Raw genomic sequence first — 23297 nt, 5'->3', positions numbered from 1 at the left:
GCTGTCATGGGACGTGCGCGCGACTACGGCATTGTGATCGGAGACCTGCCGACCGGCCCGTTCAACGCGATCACCGACGTCGCCGGGGTACGCGTCGGACACGCCACCTTGGTCTCGGGATCGGGCCCACGCGACCCCGGCAATGGGCCGGTCCGCACCGGCGTCACCGTGGTGATCCCGGGTGAATCCCCGTGGCAGCGGCCGATGTTCGCCGCGGCGCACCGGCTCAACGGCAACGGCGAACTCACCGGCCAACAATGGGTTGCCGAGGCCGGACAGCTCACCAGCTACATCGGCCTGACCAACACGCACAGCGTCGGGGTGGTGCGCGACGCGCTGATTGCGCACGAGAAGAGCGTGCGCGGCGACGAGTTCTTCTTCTCCCTGCCGGTGGTCGGCGAGACCTGCGATGGAATCCTCAATGATTTGAACGGGTTTCACGTTCGCCCCGAACACGTCGAGGAAGCCATCGCGGCGGCTGTCGACGGTCCGGTCGCGGAGGGGGCGGTCGGCGGCGGTACCGGCATGATCGCGCACGGCTACAAGGGCGGTATCGGGACCTCGTCGCGGGTGGTCGGCGACTACACCGTCGGGGTACTGGTGCAGGCCAATCACGGGGCCAGGGCACGCCTGGTGATCGACGGGGTACCGGTCGGCCGGTTGCTGCCGGCGCCGCCGGCAGCGGCGGTCATGCCCGGTCAGCCGCCGGAGGGTACCGGGTCGATCATCGTGGTGGTGGCCACCGATGCCCCGCTGATCCCGACGCAGTGTGCCCGGTTGGCGCACCGGGCGGCGTTGGGCATCGCCCGCACCGGCGGCGCCGGCGAGAACGGCAGCGGTGACATCGCGTTCTGTTTCGCCACGGGCAACCGGATCACCGGCGACTTTGCGGCCACACCGGGGCCCGACGTGGCGGAGGTGAGGGTGCTGGCGAACCGTCTGATCGACGGATTATTCTATGCCGCAATCGAAGCCACGGAGGAGGCGATCATCAACGCGATGTTCGCCGCCGAGACGATGGAAGGGCCCAACGGATTCGTGGTGACCGCGCTGCCACGCGAGGAGGCCGCCGCCTTGGTCCAACGCCATCGGCCTGAGGATGCGGCCGTGAAACGATGAACGCGACCGGCCGGTAGCCAAACCCGTGACGGGTCACCCCTGGCGTTCGTCCACCGGATTCCCGTCGGAATCCCAGTGCGCGGCCACCTTTTTGCTGGGCTGCACGCGCGGCGGTTCGCCCGGCATCTTCGGGTAGCTCGGGGGGTACGGCAGGTCCCCGAGGCCGCGCTCCTCGTCGGCGGCGACCATGTCCAGCAGCGGTTGCAGCGACTGTGCGCGGTCGCCGATGTCGGCCCACGGGTCATCGCGCGCCGCGACGAGGTCGGGCACGGTCAGCATGGTGAAGTCGTCGGGGTCGGCGTCGGGCAGTTCGTCCCAGGCCAGCGGCATCGACACCGTCGCGATCGGGGTGCGGCGCACCGAGTACGGCGAGGCCATGGTGCGGTCCCGCGCGTTCTGGTTGAAGTCGATGAAGATGCGTCTGCCGCGCTCCTCCTTCCACCACGACGTGGTGACCTGCTCGGGAGCGCGTCGCTCCATCTCGCGCGCCAGCGCGATGCCGGCCCGGCGGACCGCGATGAAGTCCCAGTCCGGGGTGATCGGCAGATAGACGTGCACGCCGCGGCCGCCGGAGCTTTTCGGGTAGCCGACCAGACCCAACTCGTCGAGCAGCGGTTTGAGCACGTCGACGGCCACGGTGCGGGCCTCCACGAATCCGGTACCCGGCTGTGGGTCGAGGTCGATGCGCAACTCGTCGGGATGTTCGGTGTCCGGACAACGCACCGGCCACGGATGCAACGTCACGGTGCCCATCTGCGCCGCCCACACGACCGCGGCCGGATGCGTCACCTTCAGCGCATCGGCGGTGCGTCCGGAAGGAAAAGTGACGGTGCAGGATTCGAGGTAGTCGGGCCGCTTCTGCGGAAGACGCTTCTGGTACACCTCTTCGCCGTCGATGCCGTCCGGGAAGCGCTGTAGATGGGTGGGTCGGTCCCGCAGCGCATCCAGCAGCGGACCCTGGGCCACCGTGCGGTAGTAGTCGACGAGCCGGCCCTTGACGCCGTCGGCGCCGAGCTTGGGGAAGAACGGCTTGTCCGGGCTGGTGACCCGGACCTTGATCCCGTCGACGTCGAGTTCGGTTGCCTTGCCGGCCATCAGACGGACTCCAACACGTCGTACAGATCGTAGTGCACCGGGACGTCGAGCTGATCGAAGGTGCAGCTGCGCGGATCGCGGTCCGGGCGCCACCGGACGAACTTCACGGTGTGCCGAAAGCGTTGCCAGGCATCGGTGTTGCCCTCCATCTGGTCATAGGCCACCTCGGCGACCTTCTCCGGCCGGATCGGGATCCAGCGCTTGTCGGCCGCGGCGTTCCACCGGCTGGGTTCGCCGTCGTACACCAGATCGTCGGCCTTGCGCAGCGGTTCGAGTTCGGCGAGCAGCGCCAGCCGCGCCTTGGCGGTGAACGACGCGGCCCCGCCCACCATCTGCAACTCGCCGTCGTCGCGATAGAGACCCAGCAGAATGGAACCCACGCCCTCGCCGCTCTTGTGGATGCGGTAGCCGATGGCCACGCAGTCGGCGTCGCGGGCGTGTTTGACCTTGACCATGTCGCGCTTGCCCGGCAGGTAGACGCCGTCGAGCCGTTTGGCGATCACCCCATCGAGGCCGGCCCCCTCGAACGTCGTCAGCCAGTGCGTCGCCAGCTCGGGGTCCTCGGTGGTGCGGGTGACATGGCACCACCCGGCGGGCTTGACCGCTTCGACGAGCGCTGCCCGACGATCCCGGAACGGCTGGTTCATCAGGGAGCTGTCCCCGAGGGCCAGCGCATCGAAACCGATGAAGTGCGCGGGCGTCTGCTCGGCGAGCATCGCGATGCGGCTCGCCGCGGGGTGGATGCGCTGCGACAATGAGTCCCAATCCAGCCGGGTCCGGCCGTCGATTTCGCGCGGGACGACGATCTCGCCGTCCAGCACGCAACGCGGGGCGACCTCGGCGCGCAGCGCCTCGAGCAGCTCCGGGAAGTAGCGTCCCAGGTCCTTGCCGTTGCGCGACTGCAGCACCACGTCGTCGCCGTCGCGGAACACCAGCGCGCGGAAGCCATCCCACTTGGGCTCGTAGGACCAGCGGCCCGGGTCGTCGGGCACCGACGTGACGGCCTTGGCGAGCATCGGGTCCACGGGGGCTACTACGGGCAGGTCCACGCCAACCATCCTCCATCGAAATGGCCCGGTCTGAGAAGACCCGGCCGTATTCAGACCCGGCCGCGCGGCGAAAGTCATCGACCTCTTGACCTCAACATTGCTTCAGGTGCCACGGTGGATCGCACACCGCCAACACCAGGAGGAACCATGCGACAGCTTCGACCTGACCTCTGGGAAACCCGCGCGGACTCCCCGTTTCCCGGTCTCACCACCCACGCCTATCTGTGGACCGGCGGCCCCAGCGGCAACGTGCTGTTCTACTCGACTTTGACCGATGCGGACTTCGCCGAGATCGACCGCCTCGGCGGGGCGGCCCACCAATACCTGTCCCACCGCGACGAGGCCGGGCCCATGCTGGCCACCATCGCCGAGCACTTCGGTGCGCAACTGCACGCCCCGGACGTCGAACGGGCCGACATCGGCCGGCACGCGCGCATCGGGGTGCCGCTGGCAAGCCGCCATGTCGATGCCAACGGCATCGAGGTCATCCCGACGCCGGGGCACACCCCGGGCAGCACCTGCTACCTGGTCCCCGGCGCCGGCGGAGCCCGCTACCTATTCACCGGCGACACCGTGCTGCTCGGCGCGGACGGCCGGTGGTTCGCCGGCTTCATCGCCCCGGTCAGCCAGGCCGAACCGCTGGCCGAAAGTCTGCGCCTGCTGGCGACCCTGACACCCGACGTCGTGATCTCCAGCGCGTTCGCCGGCACCGACGGCGCACACGAACTGGGCGAGCGGCGGTGGACCGAGTGCGTCGAGGAGGCGCTCGAGGGCCTGGCGGCCGCGCGGGTCGGGTAACTTTCACCGCGTGTCCCGCTCCCCCGGCGCGGGCCGGTTCGCGCCGAGCCCGTCGGCCGACCTGCACATCGGCAACCTGCGCACCGCGATGCTGGCCTGGCTGTTCGCCCGCGCCACGGGGCGGCGGTTCGTGCTGCGGGTCGAGGACCTCGACGACCGGGCTTCCGCGGACGTGGCCGGCCGGCAGCTGGCCGACCTGGAAGCCGTGGGGCTGGACTGGGACGGGCCGACGCGGTATCAGGGCGCTCACCTGAGCCGCTACGACGACGCGATCGCCGGCTTGAGCGAACGCGGCCTGACCTTCGAATGCTATTGCAGCCGAAGGGACATCCAGTCGGCGCCGCGGGCCCCGCACGCCCCGGCCGGGGCCTATCCGGGCACCTGCCGGGAGCTGACGCCGGCCGAGCGCGAGCAGCGCCGGGCCGCGGGGCGGCCGCCGGCGCTGCGGCTGCGGGCCGCGGTGACCGAGTACACCGTCACCGACGTGCTGCACGGTAGCTACACCGGTGTCGTCGACGATCTGGTGCTGCGCCGCGGGGACGGGGTGCCGGCCTACAACCTGGCCGTGGTGGTCGATGACGCCGCCGACGGCATCGATCAGGTGGTGCGCGGCGACGATCTGCTGTCGTCCTCCCCGCGGCAGGCGTATCTCGGTGCGCTGCTGAGATTTTCGACCCCCAGCTACGCCCACGTCCCGCTGGTCCTCAACCACGAGGGCAAGCGGCTGGCCAAACGCGACGGCGCCGTGACACTCGCGGACATCGGCGTCGAGCGGGCGCTGCGCCAGATCGCCGACTCGCTGGGATACCGGGCCGCGACGCTGCCGGACATGCTGGCCGAATTCGACCCGGGGCGGCTGCCGCGCGCACCGTGGATCTACCGGCCCGGCTGACTCTGCTTGCGCGGAACCCTTCCCGCGGTCGGCCCCGGTTGTTACGGTCCGCCCGTGAGCTACTCCGCGCGGCGAACAGCGCTGCTGCCGATCGTCGTGCTCGTCGCGCTCCTGACCGCGCTGCTGGCCGGGTGCGGGTCCGCCCCGACGAACAGCGACAACCCCGTCGCGTCCGCCGGCGTCCTGCGGGTCGGCACCGAGGGCGTCTACGCCCCGTTCAGCTATCACGATCCCGCCACCGGTGCGCTCGCCGGCTACGACGTCGAGGTGGCGCAGGCGGTCGGCGAGCGCCTGGGTGTGCGCGTCGAATTCGTCGAGACCCCCTGGGATTCGATCTTCGCCGCGCTGGAGGCCAACCGCTTCGATGTGGTGGCCAACCAGGTCACCATCACACCCGAGCGCCAAGCCCGCTACGACCTGTCGGAGCCCTACGCCGTCGGCGAGGGCGTGATCGTCACCCGAGCCGACGACGCCTCGATCACGTCCTTGGCGGACATCGAGGGCAGGCTCGCCGGCGAGACGGTGACCAGCAACTGGGCGCAGGTGGCCCGCGACAACGGCGCCCGGGTGGAGGCCGTGGAGGGGTTCACCCAGGCCATCAAGCTGCTCAGCCAGGGCCGGGTCGACCTGGTGATCAACGACAGCATCGCGGTGTACGCCTACCTCGCCGAAACCGGCGACACCGGGGTCAAGATCGCCGCCACCACGGGTGAGACCAGCGAACAGGGGTTCGCCGCCCGCAAGGACAGCGGTCTGCTGCCGGAGTTGAACGCGGCGCTGAGCGAGTTGCGCGCGGACGGGACGCTCAGCGCGATATCGCAGAAGTATCTGAACGCAGACGCCACGACGGCAGCGGCAGCGGCGGCCGACGCTGCGCCGCGGTCGGTGTGGCAGCTGATCGGCGCCAACCTGTGGCCGCTGGCCAAGGCCGCCATCACCATGACGATTCCGCTGACGATCATCAGCTTCGCCATCGGCCTGGTGCTCGCGCTGCTGGTCGCGCTGGCGCGGCTTTCGACGAACCGGTTGCTGCGCAATGCTTCCCGGCTCTACATCTCGATCATCCGGGGCACCCCGCTGCTGGTGCAGTTGTTCATCGTGTTCTACGCGCTGCCCGAACTGGGGGTGAAGATCAGCCCGTTTCCGGCCGCGATCATCGCGTTCAGCCTCAACGTGGGCGGTTATGCGGCCGAGATCATCCGGGCCGCCATCCAGAGCATCCCCAAGGGCCAGTGGGAGGCCGCCGAGACCATCGGCATGCGGTACTCGACCACCCTGCAGCGCATCGTGTTGCCGCAGGCCGCCCGGGTGGCCGTGCCGCCGCTGTCGAACACGCTGATCTCCCTGGTGAAGGACACCTCGCTGGCCTCGACGATCCTGGTGACCGAACTGCTGCGCACCGCCCAGATCGCCGCGGCCCCCACGTTCGAGTTCTTCGCGCTGTACGGCACCGCCGCCGCCTACTACTGGGTGATCTGCCTGGCGCTGTCCTTCGGTCAGGGTCGAGTCGAACATCGACTGGAAAGGTTCATCGCCAAGTGAGCACTGCATCGAACGAGATCCGGGTGGCCGCCCACGATGTGTGGAAGGCGTTCGGCGACAACGAGGTTCTCAAGGGTGTCTCGCTGAGCGTGGCGCAGGGTTCGGTGACGACGATCATCGGCCCCTCCGGTTCCGGTAAGACGACGCTGCTGCGGGCGCTCAACGCCCTCGACCGGCCTGAGAAGGGCACCATCCAGGTCGGCGACGTCGAACTGGACTTCGCCCAACCCATTTCGGCCGATCAGCTGCGCCGTTACCGGGCCCAGAGCGGCATGGTGTTCCAATCGCACAACCTGTTCCCACACAAGACGGTGCTGGAGAACGTCACCGAGGGGCCCCTGGTCGTGCAGAAGCGTCCCCGCGCCGAGGCCGAAGCCGAGGGACTCGAACTGCTGCGCCAGGTGGGTCTGGCCGACAAGCGCGACCAATACCCCTACCAACTGTCCGGCGGTCAACAACAACGGGTCGGGATCGCCCGGGCGCTGGCGATGAAGCCGAAGGTGGTGCTGTTCGACGAGCCCACCTCCGCGCTCGATCCGGAACTGGTGGGCGAGGTGTTGTCGGTCATCAAGGACCTCGCGGTCGACGGCTGGACCCTGGTGGTGGTGACCCACGAGATCCAGTTCGCGCGGCAGGTCTCCGATCAGGTGCTGTTCACCGACCGCGGGGTGATCCTGGAGCAGGGGTCGCCGGCGGAGGTGATCGGCAATCCGCAGCAGGAGCGGACCCGGCAGTTCCTGCAGCGAATCCTCAACCCGCTGTAGCGGATCGCAGCCGCGCCGAGCGCGCGCAGTCCCGAGCCTCACTGCATCGCCGAGCGTGCGCAGTCCCGCCGATTTCGTCGGCGTGTCGGGCGGGGACTCGCACGCTCGCGTTGGGGGTGGGGTGCGACAGTGTCTTTCATGACAGGTGCCACGCCACGCGAGGCGGACGTTGTCGTGGTCGGGGCCGGTCTTTCGGGGTTGATCGCGGCCCGCACGGTGCTGGCGGCGGGGCTGCGCCCGCTGGTGCTGGAGGCCGACGACCGGGTGGGTGGGCGCATCCTCACCGAGGAGGCGCTGCCGGGGGTGTCGGTCGAGATCGGGGCCCAGTGGATCGGCGACACCCACCACCGGATGTTCGCCCTGGCCGATGAGCTGGGGGTGCCGACCTTCCCGCAGTACGACGAGGGCGAGACCTCCTACGAGTTGGTTGGTTCGGGTGTGCTGCGGGAGAGGGACTTTCACGCGCGATTCGGCGCGGAACTCGCCGAGCTGGAACGGGTGCTGCGGTTGCTCGACGAGTTGGCCGCCGAGGTGCCGCCGGAGGCGCCCTGGCTGGCGCCGCGGGCCGCGCAGTGGGACGCGATCACCGCCGGGGCCTGGTACGACGGGCAAGGGCTGTCGCCGGTGGCCCGCACGCTGCTGGAAATCTGCACGGTCGGCATCCTGTCCGTCCCCACCGTCGAGGTGTCCTTTCTGCATCTGCTGTTCACGATCCAGACCTGCGGGGTGGGCGCCGAACTGTTCGCCGAATCCGAGGGCGGCGCGCAGACGACGCGGTTTGTCGGCGGCACCGGCGAGATCCCGCGGCGGCTGGCGGCGCTGATCGGCGAGCACATTGTGCTGGGCGCGCCGGTGCAACTGATCGAGCACGGGCCCGACGGTGTCACCGTGCACTGCCGCGGCGGCCTGGTGGCCCGCGCGCGCCGGGTCATCGTCGCGATCTCGCCGGCGCTGGCCGGGCGCATCATGTACGACCCGCCGCTGCCCGGCCGCCGCGATCAGCTGACCCAGCGGCTGCCGAACGGCGCCGCGATGAAGGCGTTCTTCGTCTACGACGAACCGTTCTGGCGGGCCGAGGGCCTCAACGGTCAGGTGATCTCCGACCTCGGCCCGGCCCGCATGTCCAACGACAGCTGCCTCCCGGGCGCCGACCATGGCGTCATCCTGTTGTTCCTGGAGGGCGCGCAGGCCCGGCGGTACGGATCGTGGCCCGAGGCCGAGCGGCGGGCGGCGCTGACCGCGGAGTTGGTGCGGCATTTCGGCCCGCGGGCGGCCGACCCGCAGTGCTACGTCGACGGCGAATGGTCCGAGCGGCAGTGGACCCGCGGCTGTTACAACGCCAACTTCGGGCCGCTGGGCTGGACCGGCTACGGCCCGGCGCTGGCCGAACCCATCGGGGTGATCCATTGGGCCTCAACCGATACCGCCACCCAGTGGAGCGCCTACCTGGAGGGGGCGGTGGAGGCCGGCGAACGGGCGGCCCGGGCCGTCGTCGCCGAGCTGTCCTGACTCACACCGTCAGCGGCAGGCTCGACATGCCCCGCAACGTCACGTTGGGCTTGTAGGCGGGCTCGCCCGCCAGCCGTGCATGCGGGAAGCGAGCCGTCAACGCGGACAACGCAATTGTGGCCTCCAGCCGCGCCAGCGGCGCGCCGAGGCAGAAGTGCGGGCCCAGCCCGAATGCCAGGTGCCGGATGGCGCCGCGGCCGGGGTCGAAGGTATCGGGATCGTCGTACAGGTCTGGATCCCGTTGCGCCGCGGCCATCATCACCATCATGATGTCCCCGGCCGGCACGGTGACCCCGCCGATCGTCATGTCGGTGGTGGCCACCCGGCTCGACAGCTGCACCGGCGGGTCATAGCGCAGCGTCTCCTCCACGATCGCCGCGGCCCGGGTCGGGTCGGCGCTCAGCGCGGCCCAGTGCCGGGGCTCGCGCAGCATCGCCAGGATCGCATTGGCGATCAGGTTGACGGTGGTCTCATGCCCGGCGATCAACAGCAGATTGCAGGTCGCGACGATCTCGTCCTCGGTCAGCTGATCGCCGTCCTCCTCGGCGGCGATCAGCGCCGAGATCAGATCCTCGCGCGGCTCGGCGCGGCGACGGGCGACCAGGTCCCGCAGGTAGCCGCGCAACCAGCGGCCGGCCTCCAGGCGTTCGGCGAACGAGTCGGACACCTGGCCGGTGAACGTAATGAACGGGTCCAGGCCCTGCGCCAGCAGCCCCGAGGCCGCACTGAACTGCGGCTCGTCCGACAGCGGCACGCCCAGCAGGCGGCAGATCACCGCGACCGGCAGCGGGTACGCGAGGCCGGTGAGCGCGTCGAACTCGGTCCCGGGCCGCACCGCGTCGAGCAGTCCGTCGACCAGCGCCACGATCTCCGGTTCCAGGGCTCGGACCACCTTGGGCGCGAACGCCTGCTGGGCGAGCCTGCGCAGCCGGGTGTGGTCGGGCGGATCGAGGAACAGGAAGCCGGGGGCACCGAACGGTCGGGCCGGCTGCCCGGCGGCGACGGCCCGCTGCGCGAGGGTGGATTTGAGCCGGTCGTTGGCCGAGGCCGGGTGCCGCAGGATCTCGTCGCACTGCGCGAACGTGCCGAACACCGCGAAGTGCGACTCCGGCATCGCGATGGGCCCACGCTCGCGGATCTCGCGGTAGAGCGGGTAGGGGTCGACCCGGCTGGCGGGGTCGAGCAGGCGAAGGAGCAGCTGCTTGGGTTCGGCGAGTCCCTGCATCTTCTCATTGTGCACGCCGACGCCCACCCCCCGCCCAACGGTGAGTGTGGGCCGGAAAGTGCGAGTGCCTTCCGGAATTTCGTCGATCTCGGCGCAGTGGGTCAGGTGCCGTAGTAGCGGCCGAGGACGTGCTCGCGCAGTTCGTCGAAGCGGCCGTCGGTGATCGAGTCGCGGATCTGGTCGACGAGGCGGATCACGAAGCGCTCGTTGTGGATCGTGCACAGCGTGGCGGCCAGGATTTCCTTGGCCTTGAACAGGTGGTTGAGATAGGCGCGGGTGTAATGCGCACAGGTGTAGCAATCGCATTCGGCGTCGATCGGGGTGAAGTCCCGCTTGTAGCGCGCCCCGGTGATGTTGTAGCGCCCCGTCATCGAGTACACGGCCGCGTTGCGGGCCACCCGCGACGGCGAGACGCAGTCGAAGGTGTCGGCTCCGGCGGCCACCGCGGCGAACAGGTCGTCGGGTTCGCTGATGCCGAGCAGGTGGCGCGGCTTGTCCTCAGGCAACTCGTCGGTGACCCAGCCGACGATGGTCGCGAGGTTCTGCTTCTCCAGCGCGCCCCCGATGCCGAACCCGTCGAAACCCCGGCCGTCCTCGCCGCGGATTTCCACCAGACCGCGCGCCGACTCCCGGCGCAGGTCCTCGTACTGGGCGCCCTGCACCACCCCGAACAGCGCCTGATACGGCTTGTCGGGGCGGCCGCGGGTGAGCTTCTGGTGTTCGGCCACGCACCGCACGGCCCAGGCCTGGGTGCGCCGCACCGACTGCTCCTGATAGCCGCGGGTGTTGACCAGCGTGGTGAGTTCGTCGAACGCGAAGATGATGTCGGCGCCGAGTTGATGCTGAATGCCCATCGACACCTCGGGGGTGAACCGGTGCCGGGACCCGTCGAGGTGTGAGGTGAACGTCACGCCGTCGTCGTCGACCCGGGCGAGCCGCTCCTTGCCCGCCGCGATGACGTCGTCGGCCTGGACGCGGTTGGCGTCCATCGACAGCACCTTGCGGAATCCGGCGCCGAGCGACAGCACCTGAAACCCGCCGCTGTCGGTGAACGTGGGGCCGGGCCAGTTCATGAACGTGCCCAGGCCGCCGGCCTCCTCGACGATGTCGGGGCCGGGTTGCAAGTACAGATGGTAGGCGTTCGCCAGAACTGCCTGCGCGCCAAGAGATTTCATGGTCTCGGGCAGCACCGCCTTCACGGTGGCCTTGGTGCCGACGGCGATGAACGCCGGGGTCTGGATTTCACCGTGCGGGGTGTGGATCACCCCAACGCGACCGCGGCCATCCGGCAGCGTGTCACGCACCTCGAAGAGTTCGCCCACGCCAGGTATTCAACCCGACGCGCAGCGCACCCCGACGCGGGCCGCTCACCCGCAGCACCGGCCAGCCCTGCGCGAGGGCGGCCGCCGCCAGCCCGGGCCGCGGGTTGACCGGTCGCGGATTGCCCACCAACCGCATCAACGCGAGGTCCTCGTCGCCGTCGGCGTAGAAGTAGCTGTCGGCCAGGTCGACGCCGCGGGCCGCGCTGAACTCCGTGGCCGCGGCGGCCTTGCGCTGGCCCCAGATGATCGGGGTGACGATCCCGCCGGTGAGGCGGCCGCGTTCGTCGACCTCGAAGTGGTTGCAGATCAGATGGGGGATTTCCAGTCCCCGCGCAACCGGGCCGGCGTGGATGGTCAGCGCCGAGGAACTGAGCACCACGGTGTGACCGAGGTCCTGATGGGTGCGGATCAGCCGAAGCATGTCCGCGTGCAACCGCGGCCGGATGCTCTGCGCGAACAGCTGCTCGCCGAGCGCCTCCAGCTCGTCCAGCGGGGTGCCCCGCAGGAAGCCCGCGGCCTTGACCAGCAGCCGGTCGAACTCCATGCGGCCCCACTTGTATCGCCACGCGGCTTCGGCGATGCCGAACACCTCGCCAATCCTGGCCTGGCGGTTCCGAATTCGATGGCGCGCATGCGCGGACGGCGTGAAGCCGTCGATCAGGGTGCCGTCGAGATCGAAAAACGCCCCGATGCGCGCGCCCGGTGGTCCCGCGGCCACCTCGGCGGTCAGATCCGTCACGCTTGTCGACCCCTTCCGACGCGGCCAGTTTAGGCGAGTCTGCCTTCCCGCCGATCCGGCGTCGGCAGCACGGTCATACTCGACCCATGAAGTCATCAGTTCTTGCCGGCGGTTGCACCGTGGCACTCGTACTCCTGGCCGGTTGCTCCTCGCAGGACGCCGACACCCCGGACGACACCGCAAGCACCACCGCGACCTCGGCGACCGTCGAGGACGCGCCGGCGGAATCGGGCAATGCGCCGGCCGGCGCGGCCGCCGACCACATCAAGTTCGGCAGTTCGGACGTCGGCGAAATCTCGTCGGTCACCTGCCAGAGCGAGGGCGGGGTCACCACGATCACGGTCGAGGCCGATCAGGACGCGACCGTGGTGCTGACCGACGAGGAGACACCGGCGGTCAAGTCGGTGAGCATCGGGGAGGCCGGCTCGGACGGACCGTCCCTGGTGTTCCTGCAGGGTGTCTCGCCGACGCCGGAAGCCAAGCGCGACGGCAACCGGGTCACGGTGACCGGATCCGGAATGGGCACCGATTCCGCGGAGACCAGCGATCCGGGCACACCCGTGGAGATGCCTTTCGAGGTCGCGGTGAGCTGCCCCTGACCGGCGCTGCGCCGAATCCGGGCCGGGACGAGGTCGGTCCCGCTACATTCCTGTCGTGAAGATTTCCTATTTGCTTGTCACCGCCGCGGCCGTGACCGCCGTGGCCGCGGGTTGTTCCTCCGACTCCGAGCAGGCCGAACCGCAGCCCGGAACGTTGGTGAGCGGGACCGCCGAGATCACGGTCAACGGCACCGATCTCGGCGAGTTCGACTCGGTGTCGTGCGCCCCCGCCGGGTCGCTGACCACGATCACCACCGGCGACGACGCCTCCGGCAGCACTGTGGTGATCTCGAACGCCGAGGAACTGATCACCGAGTCGGTGTCGATTCGCGAACTCGGCGGCTTCACCGGCAGCTACAACCGCGGGCTGGGCGACGAGGCCGAGGTGAGCATGACCGGGAACACCTACACGGTCTCGGGCACCGCCGACGGGTTCGCCACCGACAAGCCCAGTTTCCGGACCACCGGCACGTTCACCATCAAGGTGGCCTGCTGACAGGGGCGGTCAGCAAACGCCTAGAGCGGCGTTTTCGCCATTGTTCGAAGGGTCAGCAAATATTTTGCCGATTTTCCGGAGGATCCACCGGGTCCCGACCATACTTTTTGAGTGATCCGCCTACTGAGACGGGTCAACGACAAAAGGAGAACAGTGGTGAAGCGAGCGTTAGCAGTCGCTGTCAGCGGGGCGGCCATCCTGATCGGTGGATTGGTCGGCTGTTCCAATGACGGTTCCGGATCTGATCGGGTAAACGAGGCCACCGAGAGCGCGCGCAGCGCGATCAACGAGGCCACCGAGACCGCCAAGAGCGCGGTCACTTCCGCCACCGATGCCGCCCGCGAGGCGATGGACGGCCCCCGCGTCAGCATCGACGGTGAGGATCAGAACGTCGAGGGCAACGTCACCTGCGCCGCGATGGGCGGCAACATTCAGATCGCTATCGGCGACGCCACCACCGGAGTCGGCGCCCAGGTCAGCGAGGGTGACGAACCCGTCGTGCGGTCGGTCGGTCTGGGCAACGTCAACGGCGTCGCGCTCGGTTACGCCGAGGGCGCGCCGGGCGGTGAAGCCACCGCCGAGAAGGACGGCAACACCTACACCATCAAGGGCACCGCCACCGGCGCCGACATGGCCAACCCCATGGAGATGGTGACCAAACCCTTCGAGATCAAGGTGACCTGCCCGTAGTCGCAGGTCCTACCAGCGGCGGCGCGCCCAATGGGTGCGTCGCCGCGCTAGTTTCCGGCGCGCCGGCGGACCGCCGGGCCGGCGCGCCGAGTTCGACGAAATGCCGAAACCCACTCGCACAAACCGGCCCAACCTCACCTTTGGGCGTTCGGGTGGGCGTTCGGGTGGGCGAGGAGGCGGTCGAGGAAGGGGTGCTGGTCTTTGAGCAGCTTGACCCGCGCGGCCTCGACCGGCAGCCAGGCCACCCGGTCCACCTCGGGGAATTCCTGCATGCGCCCCGATCCCCGGGGCCATTCCAGCTCGAACGTGTTGCTGCGGGCCTCGGTCACATCGAGGTCCGCGCGCACCGCGAACACCGTCACCACCTTGCCGCCGGCCTGTTTGACCGCCCCGAGTTCCAGGCGCGGCCCATCGGGCACCGGAAGTCCGAGTTCCTCGGCGAACTCCCGGCGCGCGGCCTCCCACGGATCGTCCCCCACGCCGTACTCACCCTTGGGAATCGACCAGGCGCCGTTGTCTTTTCGGGCCCAGAACGGGCCGCCGGGGTGCGCGATCAGGACCTCGACGTCCCCGCCCGGCCCGTCGCGGTACAGCAGCACACCGGCGCTGAGCCTGGCCATCACACGCCGACGGCGCGCTCGAGGTCCTTCAACGCATCCTCGAGGTGGCCGAGCAACCGCTGCAGACTCGGCACGCTGCGCCGACAGCCGACGATGCCGAAGTCGAGTTGGTCGCCGTTGCTCACCAGCGTGATGTTGACGGCCTGGCCGTCCAGCACGATCGACAACGGATAGTTGCCCGTCAGCCGGGCGCCCTTCCAGTACATCGGCTGCCGCGGGCCCGGGACGTTGGAGATCACGATGTTGAACGGCGGGGGCGTGTTGCCCACGATGCCCGGCAGCAGCACCAGACCCAACGGGGACAGCAGGGCGGCCGACAGTGCCAGCGCCTGCATCTTCGGCAACTCGGAGAACACCTTCTTGTTGCCGGAGATCGAATCGCGGATGGTGGCCAACCGCACCGCCGGATCCTCGACGTCGGTGGCCAGGCTGCACAGGATCGACCCGACCTGGTTGCCGCCGGCGTGCGCGTCGGCCTCCGAACGCAGGCTGACCGGCACCATCGCGATCAGCGGGGCCTCCGGCAATGCGTGGCGCTCCAGCAGGTAGGCCCGCAGCGCCCCGGAACACATCGCCAGCACCACATCGTTGAGCGTCACCCCGGCGGCCTGCTTGATCCGCTTGACCCGCTCCACCGGCCAGGACTGCGCCGCGACCCGGCGCGCGCCACCGATCTTGCCGTTGAACATCGTCTTGGGCGCCCCGAACGGCAGGGTGAGTTGCTGTTCGATCAACGCGGCACGCGCCAGTTTCACCGTCGACGGTGCCAGCGCGGCCACCGACCCGGCGGTGTCGGTGACGGTGCGCAGCAGGTTCCCCACGGCCGAGGAGCCGCCCCCCGATTTGTCGCGCTTCTTGGGCGCCAGCGCCCATGGGGCGCGGACCTCGGTGTCGTCGGGGTCGGTCGACAGCGTGCGTTCGGTGAGCTTGAGCGCCGAGACGCCGTCGAGCAGGGCGTGGTGGATCTTGGTGTACACCGCGAACTGCCGATCGGGCAGACCCTCGATGATGTTGGCCTCCCACAGCGGGCGATGCCGATCCAGCAACGTGCCGTGCAACCGCGACGTCAGCTCGAGTAGGTCACGGATCCGACCGGGGTTCGGCAACGCCGAACGCCGCATGTGGTAATCGATGTCGATGTCGTTGTCGTAGCTCCACGCGACGTTGGTGATGCCGCCGAGCAGCGCCGCGGGGTGCTTGCGGAACGTGGGCTGGAAATCGCCCACGGCGGCGACCTGCTCGTAGAGTTCGCGGACGAACTCCGGACCGGCACCCTCGGGAAGTTCGTACAGCGACAGCCCGCCGACATGCATCGGGTGTTCGCGACTCTCGCCGGCCAGAAAGATCAGGTCGGTGGGCGATATCAGCTCCATGGGCCATTCCTACTCGCGTCGGACCCCGGCGCGGTCGGAATCACAGCGTTCCGAAGAACTCGAGCCGGTTCCCGTCCGGGTCGGCCACGAACAGCCAACCCATCCCGGGCACCGGCGCGAACTCGGTCACCGGTTCCAGCAATTCGTACGGGGATTCGGAAATCTGTTGCGCAAGTGCACGAAGGTTCTTTACCCCGATGGTGAAGTAGCCAATCCCGGTCCGCGGGCCGCCACCCGGTGCCGCGGGCTCCGGCGGGATGTCGTAGCTGACGAGTTTGACCACGCTGTTGCCGACGGCGTAACGACGCTGAGAACCGCCCGGAAACTCCACCTCGCCCTGCGGCTGCAGCCCGAGGAAGCCTTCGTAGAACGCGGTCATCTCGTCGAGCCGGGTGGTCACCAACGCGACCTCGATCCCGGGGGTCAGCAGGTCCAGTTTCACCGTCATCCCCTCATCATGGGACAAAGCGGTCCCGGTAGGCGCGGAACCGCTCGGCCGCCGCGTCGACATCGAGCCCCAGCACCGCGGGGTCGTAGTCGACCTCCCCGTAGCGGCCGCGCGGGTTCGCGCGCAGGAAGTCCCGCATGGCCGCGCGGACACCGTCGTCGAACGGATGGCCCGCGCGCTCGTAGATGGCGCGCAGCGTGCCCTCCTCGTCGGCCATGAAGTCCTCGAACCGGATGTCGATCGACTGCGCGGCCGGCAGCACGTCGCGCTCGCGCACGCATCCGTCGAGCAGATCCCCGATGCGCGCCACCCAGTGCCGGGTCAGGATCGTCGGGTCCGGCCGGGCCGACGACATCCGCGCCGCATAGCAGATCATGGTCAGCATCGAGGTGGCCACCGCGACGGGATCCCGGTGCGTGACAACGAAGGTAGCGTCCGGGAAGGTGGCCGCCAGGGTCGGGAACTGTTCGAGGTGTTGCGGGGATTTGAGCACCCACCGGGTGCCGCCGCGCAACCATTGCAGGGCCTGCAGCGTTCGCTTGAGGTACGCGTAGGACGCCGCCTGGTCGTGCGACTTGTAGTAGGCCGCGAAACTCGGTACGTGGTGCGTGGTTTCGAACAGCATGCCGGCAATGTCGTTGCCCAGCAGTTGGATTTCTTCGTGGGCGTGCTCAACGGTCATGTCGTGCATGCGGCGGAACTCCGGCATCGAGGTGTGCACCAGTTCCAGGCCCGCGGCGCAGCGTTGCCGCCGGGGTTCGGGATCGTCGGGTTCGCCCGTCGGGAACGGTTCGAGGCTCTCCCAGTACGGCAGGTGCCGCAGCGATGGGTCGGCGGCCAAAAGATTGTGCAGGTGGGTGGTGCCGGTGCGCGGCAGTCCGCAGATGATGATCGGCCGTTCGATCGCGACCTGCTCGATCTCGGGGTGCGCGGCCACCAAGGCCTCGAGCCGCAGCCGGTTGACCAGGTGCCCCGTCAGCTGTTCGAACGCGATGGCGGTACCCGCGCCGGACAGGTCCGCCTCCTCGCGCAGCGCGGTGCACAACGCGTCGAGGCGGTCACGAAACGCCGGATCCCCCCATGCCGTCAGACCGGTGCGCTGCTCGGCGGCCGCACACAACGCGTCGGGGCGCAGCACCAGGGTGGCCCCGTAACCGGCCAGCCCGTCGCGGATCGGTTGGGCGGCTTCGGGATACGTCGGGTCGGCGAAATCGGTGAACCGGACCGGCGCCGGCCGCGTGGTCACCGCGTGCTCCCGCCGGCCAGCTCGTCCGCGTCGACGACGCGGCACTGTGGGCGCGCGGGGGTCTGCTCGGGCAGGAACCAACGCAGCCAGATCAGTCCCGTCGTCCGCCCGGCGGTGGACACCCAGTTCGGGTGCCCCGGATCCTGATCGCTGATCACGATCTCCCACGAGCCGTCGGGTTCGTAGCTGATGTGCGCACCGTTGATCGTCACGCGCTCGTAGGACGAGTCGTAGGTGTGCAGGAACGGATTCCACAGGCACAGGTTCCAGAACGCGCACTCCGGCGAGGTTCCCGTCACCACCAGCGCCTGGCCGGGATCGAGTTCGTAGGCGCCCATCGCGTAGGCGGCGTCGGCGGCCGACCAGCCGTAAGCGTGCTCGGGCACCGGGAACGGCTCGTGGATCTCGTTGGGCGGACCGATCCGGCTCGGCACGAACGAAACCTGCTCGCGCAGCCAGGTTTTGGCGGACCGGAGCCGACGGGTGAGATCCTCGGCGCTGTCGCGACGACGGGCCGGCGGCGCCAGCGCCTCGATCTTCCAAACGGGTCGACGCCCCACGCCGGGTTCGGTCAGGTAGTCGCGGGTCAGCGCGAACTCCGCGTCGGCATCGAGACGCAGCCACGCGCCGCCCCGCGGTTCGGGGCCGAGTAGGAATTCGAAGTTGCCCGCGGCGTCGAACTCCAAGTTGCGGTCGTTCATGGTGCCGACAATGCGGTTGCTGTACTGGCCCCCGCCGGGGCCGCCGTAGACCGTCATCGACAGGTAGACGGCATCGCCGCGGTTGCCGGTGACGCGGTAGGTACGGGCCGGATCCAGCGGCGCGAGTTGGTAATAGGCGTCGGAATTGTCGCCGCCCCACTTCAGATACGGACCGATGACGTCGACCAGGACGGGGTTGTCGCGGTCACCCCAGACGTAGGCGTCGACCGTGACGCGCAGCAGGCTGAACGTCAGCCGATAGCCGTCGAGCAGGTCGGGTTCGCTCAGCGCCGGTTCGGCGGTGAGCAGCTTCTGCTCGAAGGCGCGCAGCTCATCGAGCAGTTCGTTGAAGGCGGCCGAGAGCTCCGGTGCTGCGGTCATCGCTGGTTCCTCTTTCGTTTGGTGGTGGGACGCATTCCCTGAATCACCAGGGCGCACAGGCGCTCTGCGAGTTCATCGGTGTCCGCGGTGGCCCCGAGCTGCGCGTGGTAGAAGGTGGTGCCGATGAGCACGTGATAGCAGGTGTCGGTGTCGACGCCGGCGTCGACGACGCCCTGTTCGATGCCGGCGCGGACGAGTTCCCGGAACTTGGTGAGGGTGCGTTCGTCGAGCAGTTGTTGGGTGCGGATGTGCAACTCGTGGTCGCGATGCCGCTCGGCGAGGATGCCCAGGGCCGCGGCCTCGACCACGGGATCGCCCCAGAAGTGCAGCGCCGCGCGGACGAAGGTGCGCAGGTCGGCGTCGAAGTCCCCGGACGGCGTCGGCAGGTCCGCACCGGTCGGCACGGCGAACGCGGCGTCGAAGACCAGATGCGCCTTGGACGGCCAGCGGCGGTAGATGGTGGGCCGGCTGACCCCGGCGGCCTTGGCGATCGCCTCGATGCTGACCCGTTCGTAGCCGTCGTCGGCCAGCAGGCGACGGGTGGCGGCGATGACGTCACGATCGGTGCGGGGATCGCGGGGGCGGCCCCGCGCGGCGGCCTCGTCGACGGACACGCGATTATCTTTACAGTACGTAACGTAATCAGGGCAAGGGTGGCGCGGCCGTTTAAGATCGGCACGTGCAAGTACTACGCGACGTCGTTGTGTTGGTTCATCTGATCGGCTTCGCGACGCTCTTCGGCGCCTGGGTCACCGAGTTGGTCTCCAAGCAATTCCGGGTCAGCCGGGTGATGGACTACGGATTGCTGGTGTCGCTGCTCACCGGGGCGGCGCTGGCGGCGCCGTGGCCCGCGGGCATCGACCTGAACTATCCGAAGCTCGGCATCAAGCTGGTACTGCTGGTGGTGATCGGCGGGCTGATCGGGATGGGCGCTGCCCGGCAGAAACGCACGGGGCAGGCCGTGCCGCGCGGGATGTTCTACGCGGTGGGCGCTTTGGTGCTGACCGCGGCCGGTATCGCCGTCATCTGGTAGGTCGCGCCGCCCGCACTCACCGGACAACGAGGGTCTGCTCGCCCTCGTCGGACCGGAGGTCGGCGGCGACCGTGTGTGCCAGCGACATCCGTGAGTTCGGGATAGCTCCCGAGGATGGCGTCCGGCAACACCTCGACCGCGGCGCCGAAGCCGGGGCCGGATTTTGCGGGCGACCCGAATTCGATCTCGGCATCCTCCCCCACCGACAGCGCCGTTGCGCCGGACGATTCCTCGTCGGGCGTCGGGTTGTTGAGTTCCAGCCCGTTCGGCGACTCGTACTCGGTCGCGGATTCCGGCGATGGTTGGACCGTCGGCGGCGCGATCACGCCCACCGACTCGTACTGGGTATCCGAGGACCTGCCGGTTGCTTCGATGAGTTGAGACATCGCGCGCTCCTGTTGGTGATAGTCCGTGCTGCGCCGATCAGCGCAGCACCGATGCTGGTCCGCGCGCGCGGGCAGGCCACGCGTAATCGGCTACGCGATGTTGGTCGGGGGTGTCTCGCAGGGGCTGTGGTCCCATCTAACCCAGCCCGTCATCGACAGATCCCTCGATGGCCACTCCTCACGGGGTGCTTCCAACCTGAGGTCCAGGTTAGCTAGCGCATGCTTCATTTCGATCTTGTGGTGCATCCTCAAACGTCAACGTATCGTCAAATTACTCCAAACTTTGAAGTTAGACTGGGGTTGCCGCAACCGTAGCTGCACTGATGCCGCTCCGATGCCCGCGCTAAGTTGAGCGACACCCAACTCGAGGTGGCAGGAAAGTCAAGCTTTGATTTTATTTGACTTTATGTGTACTTTTGCTCAGACCGCCAGGGGAGGTCCGCTATGAAGAAGCCGATGCCGCCACCCACCGACGAGAGCATTCTCAGAGTCGTGGGCGGACACCGACTAATGAAGGTCATGTTCGAGGAGGTCAATGTCTCGACGGACCCGTATCTTCCCTGGGACGAACTCCGCTACCGCAAGCCTCCAGAGGGAGTTACGACTGAGGAGTGGTGGCTGGCCACGAGAATGGCACGCAACAGCATCAAGCGTGCTCTTCCGCTCAGGATGTTGGATAGTGAGGGCAATTTCAGCTATGCCCTGCCAGACGAGGTACTGCGACTGCTTGATGAGGTCACGCAACGAGCCAGTGGACAGATTGCCGTTCCTGAGCAGGTCACTAACGCGGCTACCAAGGACCGTTACGTCATCAATTCACTCATCGAGGAAGCGATCACCAGCAGCCAACTCGAAGGAGCGTCCACAAGTCGCAAGCGGGCAAAGGAAATGATCCGCCACGACCGGAAGCCGACTACCCGCAGCGAGCAGATGATCATGAACAACTACCTCGCGATGCAGCATGTCAGCGCCAACCGGAATGTCGACTTCACGCCAGGCGCGATCTGCCAACTGCACGAGATTGTCACCTACAACACCTTGGACGCCCCCGAAAGCGCCGGGAAGATCCAGACGAACCCGGATCCCGATGACAGGGTGAAGGTTTTCGACGGCGAAGGCAACGTGTTGCATACACCGCCGCCCGTCGGGGAGTTGCCCGCTCGACTTCAAGAACTATGCGACTTCGCAAATGGGAAAGACGGTCAGGGTGTGTACGTTCCGCCGGTGGTCCGCGCGTTGGCAATCCATTTCATGGTGGGATATGACCACTATTTCGAAGATGGCAATGGCCGCACTGCACGCGCGCTTTTCTACTGGAGCATGCTGAAACAAGGGTACTGGCTTTCTGAGTTCTTGACGATCTCGCGGATCTTGAAGCAGGCGCCCGCGAAGTACACACGATCGTTCATTTTCACTGAGCAGGACCGTGGCGACATGACCTACTTCTTGATCTACCAACTCAAGGTCATCCAGCGCGCACTCAACGATCTCGACAAGTACTTGGCACGCAAGTCGGAAGAGCTCCAGAGCACCCGAAAGCTCCTGTCGCCCACGGCCGGAAATTTCAACTATCGACAGGTTTCGCTTCTGGAGTTCGCGATCAAGCACCCAGGTGAGTACTACACCGTCAAGTCACACGCGAAGAGCCACGGGGTTTCGGAGCAGGCTGCGAGGAACGATCTCTATGAATTGCAGGACCGAATGCTCTTGGAGCGAGACAAGATCGGGCGCGAGTTTGTGTGGACTGCGCCAGTCGACCTCACTGATCGCATCAAGGCGGCGGAGAGCTGAGTCCGCGCGTGGCGGGCCACCACCGGCCTGGCTTAATCGAGGTTCCGCGACATTGCCCTTGAAATCGAGTACTTCTTCGAGGCGCTCAGCTCAGCCTTAGGTCAAACGCGGCAGTGAGCGCTGTCAACCGCGGCGTTGTCGTTCGCAGACGCTGTGGCGTGTCGTGCCGACGAAAAAACGCCCAGCGCGTCGGGGCTAACCGAAATGCTGGGCGCTTGGAGTGCTATGGCGGTGGCGGTGGGATTTGAACCCACGGTGGAGGGTTACTCCACACACGCTTTCGAGGCGTGCTCCTTAGGCCGCTCGGACACGCCACCGGGAGGCACTTTACCGGTCGGGGTCCGCAGGCCCTAATTGCGGGAGCGCAGCGGTGTATGACGGGGGTGCGCAGACTACGAAAAAAGTCCGGCGTGTCGGCCGGGAACACGCACGCTCGCGGTATGGGGGCTCGCGGTATGGGGGGCAGCGCTGGCGGTGTGGGGGCTCAGCGCTGGCGGGCGAAGAAGTCCTCGAGGGGGGCCGCGCATTCGGCGGCCAGCACCCCGCCGCGGACCTGCGGGCGGTGCGTCAACCGGCGATCGCGCACCACATCCCACAGCGAGCCCACCGCGCCGGTCTTGGGTTCCCACGCGCCGAACACCACCCGGGCGACCCGCGCCATCACCAGGGCGCCGGCGCACATCGTGCACGGCTCCACCGTCACCGCCAGGGTCGCGCCCTCCAACCGCCAGCCATCGCCGAGGACGCCGGCGGCCGCGCGCAGCGCCAGGATCTCGGCGTGGGCCGTCGGATCACCGAGCGCCTCGCGGGCGTTGGCGGCGCGGGCCAGCTCCACACCGGACGCCGAGAACACGACGGCACCGATCGGCACGTCGCGCGGGCCCGCCTCCCGGGCCGCGGCCAGCGCCGACCGGATCAGCGTCTCGTCGTCGGAGAGCGCACTCACCGATCGAGTTGGTCCAGCACCGCCGACAGCTCGTCGGCGAAACCCATCTCGCGCGCGATGCTGGTCAGCTGCTCGTCGGCGTACATGTCGGTCTCGGCCAGGATCGCGCCCAGCACGTCGTCGTGCAGCCCGAGATCCGACAGCACCCCCAGGTCCCCGGCGCCGAACGGGTCGCAGTCCTCGAGGTCGTCGTCGTCGATATCGGCATCCAGGGTGTCCAGCGCCTCGCCGGCGATGTCGTAGTCGAGTGCCGCCGTCGCATCCGACAACAGCAGCCGGGTCCCACCGGGGGCGGGCCGCACGATGATGAAGAACTCGTCGTCGATGTCGAGCAGCCCGAACACCGCCCCGGCGGCGCGCAGCTCACGCAGCGCGGTCTCGGCCGCGGTCAGGCTGATCCAGGCCTTCGACCGCAGCGCCGTGCATCGCCATTTACCGTCCTCGTAGACCACCGCCACCCCGAACCCGTCGGGGGTGGCGGCCTCGGTGGATACGTCCTGCTTCGACCGCTGGGGTCCCATGCGGGCTAACGG

Annotated in this window: 25 protein-coding genes and 1 tRNA gene; 11 read left to right on the top strand and 15 right to left on the bottom strand. The window is 68.3% G+C overall.

What is annotated here, in order from left to right; translation table 11 throughout:
- Positions 1 to 6: 6 nt before the first annotated feature.
- Positions 7 to 1119, top strand: a complete 1113-nt coding sequence (locus RCP80_RS01060) for a DmpA family aminopeptidase (protein ID WP_308480580.1) — start codon at positions 7 to 9, stop codon at positions 1117 to 1119.
- Positions 1120 to 1152: 33 nt separating this feature from the next.
- Here the strand turns inward: RCP80_RS01060 and ligD are convergent, their stop codons facing one another.
- Together ligD and RCP80_RS01050 are read right to left on the bottom strand one after the other, a co-directional pair.
- Positions 1153 to 2214: a non-homologous end-joining DNA ligase gene (ligD, locus tag RCP80_RS01055; RefSeq protein ID WP_308480579.1), complete on the bottom strand. Its 1062-nt coding sequence runs from the start codon at positions 2212 to 2214 to the stop codon at positions 1153 to 1155.
- Complete coding sequence (locus tag RCP80_RS01050) at positions 2214 to 3272, bottom strand: ATP-dependent DNA ligase (RefSeq protein ID WP_308480578.1); 1059 nt, start codon at positions 3270 to 3272, stop codon at positions 2214 to 2216. The genes ligD and RCP80_RS01050 overlap by 1 nt, the downstream gene beginning before the upstream one ends.
- Before the next feature lie 138 nt (positions 3273 to 3410).
- Between RCP80_RS01050 and RCP80_RS01045 the strand changes: the two genes are divergently transcribed.
- The 5 genes from RCP80_RS01045 (at position 3411) to RCP80_RS01025 (ending at position 8768) form a co-directional block, all read left to right on the top strand.
- A complete protein-coding gene (locus RCP80_RS01045) occupies positions 3411 to 4061 on the top strand; it encodes an MBL fold metallo-hydrolase (protein ID WP_308480577.1) in 651 nt (216 codons plus the stop codon).
- 10 nt (positions 4062 to 4071) lie between these two features.
- Positions 4072 to 4953, top strand: coding sequence for a tRNA glutamyl-Q(34) synthetase GluQRS (gene gluQRS, locus RCP80_RS01040; RefSeq protein WP_308480576.1), 882 nt, complete (start codon positions 4072 to 4074; stop codon positions 4951 to 4953).
- A gap of 54 nt (positions 4954 to 5007) precedes the next feature.
- A complete protein-coding gene (locus RCP80_RS01035; protein ID WP_308480575.1) occupies positions 5008 to 6495 on the top strand; it encodes an ABC transporter permease subunit in 1488 nt (495 codons plus the stop codon).
- Positions 6492 to 7259 (top strand): amino acid ABC transporter ATP-binding protein, encoded by a 768-nt coding sequence (locus RCP80_RS01030; protein ID WP_308480574.1) that lies wholly within the window; start codon positions 6492 to 6494, stop codon positions 7257 to 7259. Before RCP80_RS01035 ends, RCP80_RS01030 begins: the two co-directional genes overlap by 4 nt.
- 138 nt (positions 7260 to 7397) lie before the next feature.
- Positions 7398 to 8768: a flavin monoamine oxidase family protein gene (locus RCP80_RS01025; RefSeq protein WP_308480573.1), complete on the top strand. Its 1371-nt coding sequence runs from the start codon at positions 7398 to 7400 to the stop codon at positions 8766 to 8768.
- 1 nt (position 8769) lies between these two features.
- Here RCP80_RS01025 and RCP80_RS01020 read toward each other — a convergent pair whose 3' ends face one another.
- The 3 genes from RCP80_RS01020 to RCP80_RS01010 form a co-directional block, all read right to left on the bottom strand.
- Entirely contained in the window at positions 8770 to 9993 is a 1224-nt protein-coding gene (locus RCP80_RS01020) for a cytochrome P450 (RefSeq protein WP_308480572.1), read from the bottom strand.
- 101 nt (positions 9994 to 10094) lie between these two features.
- Positions 10095 to 11315 carry a tRNA guanosine(34) transglycosylase Tgt gene (gene tgt, locus RCP80_RS01015; RefSeq protein ID WP_308480571.1) on the bottom strand — a complete coding sequence of 407 codons (1221 nt, stop codon included), beginning with the start codon at positions 11313 to 11315 and terminating at the stop codon, positions 10095 to 10097.
- Positions 11290 to 12054, bottom strand: a complete 765-nt coding sequence (locus RCP80_RS01010; protein ID WP_308480570.1) for an HAD-IB family hydrolase — start codon at positions 12052 to 12054, stop codon at positions 11290 to 11292. The genes tgt and RCP80_RS01010 overlap by 26 nt, the downstream gene beginning before the upstream one ends.
- Before the next feature lie 86 nt (positions 12055 to 12140).
- On the opposite strand from RCP80_RS01010, the gene RCP80_RS01005 reads away from it, so the two are divergent.
- The 3 genes from RCP80_RS01005 (at position 12141) to RCP80_RS00995 (ending at position 13839) form a co-directional block, all read left to right on the top strand.
- On the top strand, positions 12141 to 12653 hold the full coding sequence (locus RCP80_RS01005) for a lipoprotein LpqH (RefSeq protein WP_308480569.1): 513 nt from the start codon (positions 12141 to 12143) through the stop codon (positions 12651 to 12653).
- Between the two features lie 55 nt (positions 12654 to 12708).
- A complete protein-coding gene (locus RCP80_RS01000) occupies positions 12709 to 13149 on the top strand; it encodes a lipoprotein LpqH (protein ID WP_308480568.1) in 441 nt (146 codons plus the stop codon).
- A gap of 156 nt (positions 13150 to 13305) precedes the next feature.
- Positions 13306 to 13839, top strand: a complete 534-nt coding sequence (locus RCP80_RS00995) for a lipoprotein LpqH (protein ID WP_308480567.1) — start codon at positions 13306 to 13308, stop codon at positions 13837 to 13839.
- A gap of 134 nt (positions 13840 to 13973) precedes the next feature.
- Here RCP80_RS00995 and RCP80_RS00990 read toward each other — a convergent pair whose 3' ends face one another.
- From RCP80_RS00990 to RCP80_RS00965, 6 genes are read right to left on the bottom strand one after another with little or no spacing between them, the layout of a single operon-like run.
- Positions 13974 to 14459: an NUDIX hydrolase gene (locus tag RCP80_RS00990; RefSeq protein ID WP_308480566.1), complete on the bottom strand. Its 486-nt coding sequence runs from the start codon at positions 14457 to 14459 to the stop codon at positions 13974 to 13976.
- On the bottom strand, positions 14459 to 15832 hold the full coding sequence (locus RCP80_RS00985) for a WS/DGAT/MGAT family O-acyltransferase (protein ID WP_308480565.1): 1374 nt from the start codon (positions 15830 to 15832) through the stop codon (positions 14459 to 14461). Before RCP80_RS00985 ends, RCP80_RS00990 begins: the two co-directional genes overlap by 1 nt.
- Before the next feature lie 40 nt (positions 15833 to 15872).
- Positions 15873 to 16280: a VOC family protein gene (locus RCP80_RS00980; protein WP_308480564.1), complete on the bottom strand. Its 408-nt coding sequence runs from the start codon at positions 16278 to 16280 to the stop codon at positions 15873 to 15875.
- Positions 16281 to 16287: 7 nt separating this feature from the next.
- Positions 16288 to 17526, bottom strand: coding sequence for a sulfotransferase family protein (locus RCP80_RS00975; protein WP_308480563.1), 1239 nt, complete (start codon positions 17524 to 17526; stop codon positions 16288 to 16290).
- Positions 17523 to 18608 carry a DUF1214 domain-containing protein gene (locus RCP80_RS00970; protein ID WP_308480562.1) on the bottom strand — a complete coding sequence of 362 codons (1086 nt, stop codon included), beginning with the start codon at positions 18606 to 18608 and terminating at the stop codon, positions 17523 to 17525. The genes RCP80_RS00975 and RCP80_RS00970 overlap by 4 nt, the downstream gene beginning before the upstream one ends.
- The gene (locus RCP80_RS00965) at positions 18605 to 19222 is read right to left on the bottom strand and encodes a TetR/AcrR family transcriptional regulator (protein WP_308480561.1); all 618 of its coding nucleotides are present in this window, start codon (positions 19220 to 19222) and stop codon (positions 18605 to 18607) included. The genes RCP80_RS00970 and RCP80_RS00965 overlap by 4 nt, the downstream gene beginning before the upstream one ends.
- A gap of 65 nt (positions 19223 to 19287) precedes the next feature.
- Here RCP80_RS00965 and RCP80_RS00960 point away from each other — a divergent pair, with 65 nt between their 5' ends.
- On the top strand, positions 19288 to 19641 hold the full coding sequence (locus tag RCP80_RS00960) for a Fe-S protein (protein ID WP_308480560.1): 354 nt from the start codon (positions 19288 to 19290) through the stop codon (positions 19639 to 19641).
- On the opposite strand, the gene RCP80_RS00955 is transcribed toward RCP80_RS00960, so the two are convergent.
- The gene (locus RCP80_RS00955; protein WP_308480559.1) at positions 19587 to 20027 is read right to left on the bottom strand and encodes a hypothetical protein; all 441 of its coding nucleotides are present in this window, start codon (positions 20025 to 20027) and stop codon (positions 19587 to 19589) included. The genes RCP80_RS00960 and RCP80_RS00955 overlap by 55 nt on opposite strands.
- Before the next feature lie 444 nt (positions 20028 to 20471).
- Between RCP80_RS00955 and RCP80_RS00950 the strand changes: the two genes are divergently transcribed.
- A complete protein-coding gene (locus RCP80_RS00950) occupies positions 20472 to 21818 on the top strand; it encodes a Fic family protein (protein WP_308480558.1) in 1347 nt (448 codons plus the stop codon).
- 226 nt (positions 21819 to 22044) lie between these two features.
- Here RCP80_RS00950 and RCP80_RS00945 read toward each other — a convergent pair.
- The 3 genes from RCP80_RS00945 to RCP80_RS00935 all read right to left on the bottom strand — a co-directional run bounded on the left by RCP80_RS00945 (position 22045) and on the right by RCP80_RS00935 (position 23285).
- Positions 22045 to 22135: transfer RNA gene (locus tag RCP80_RS00945), tRNA-Ser, on the bottom strand.
- A gap of 167 nt (positions 22136 to 22302) precedes the next feature.
- Complete coding sequence (locus RCP80_RS00940; RefSeq protein WP_308480557.1) at positions 22303 to 22764, bottom strand: nucleoside deaminase; 462 nt, start codon at positions 22762 to 22764, stop codon at positions 22303 to 22305.
- A complete protein-coding gene (locus RCP80_RS00935; protein ID WP_308480556.1) occupies positions 22761 to 23285 on the bottom strand; it encodes a tRNA adenosine deaminase-associated protein in 525 nt (174 codons plus the stop codon). Before RCP80_RS00935 ends, RCP80_RS00940 begins: the two co-directional genes overlap by 4 nt.
- Between the last annotated feature and the right edge of the window lie 12 nt (positions 23286 to 23297).

Origin of the sequence: Mycolicibacterium sp. MU0053 (assembly GCF_963378095.1) — a bacterium.
Lineage (GTDB): Bacteria > Actinomycetota > Actinomycetes > Mycobacteriales > Mycobacteriaceae > Mycobacterium > Mycobacterium burgundiense.
Note: the sequence above shows the minus strand (reverse complement) of the source record. Positions and strands in the feature narration are given on the sequence as shown.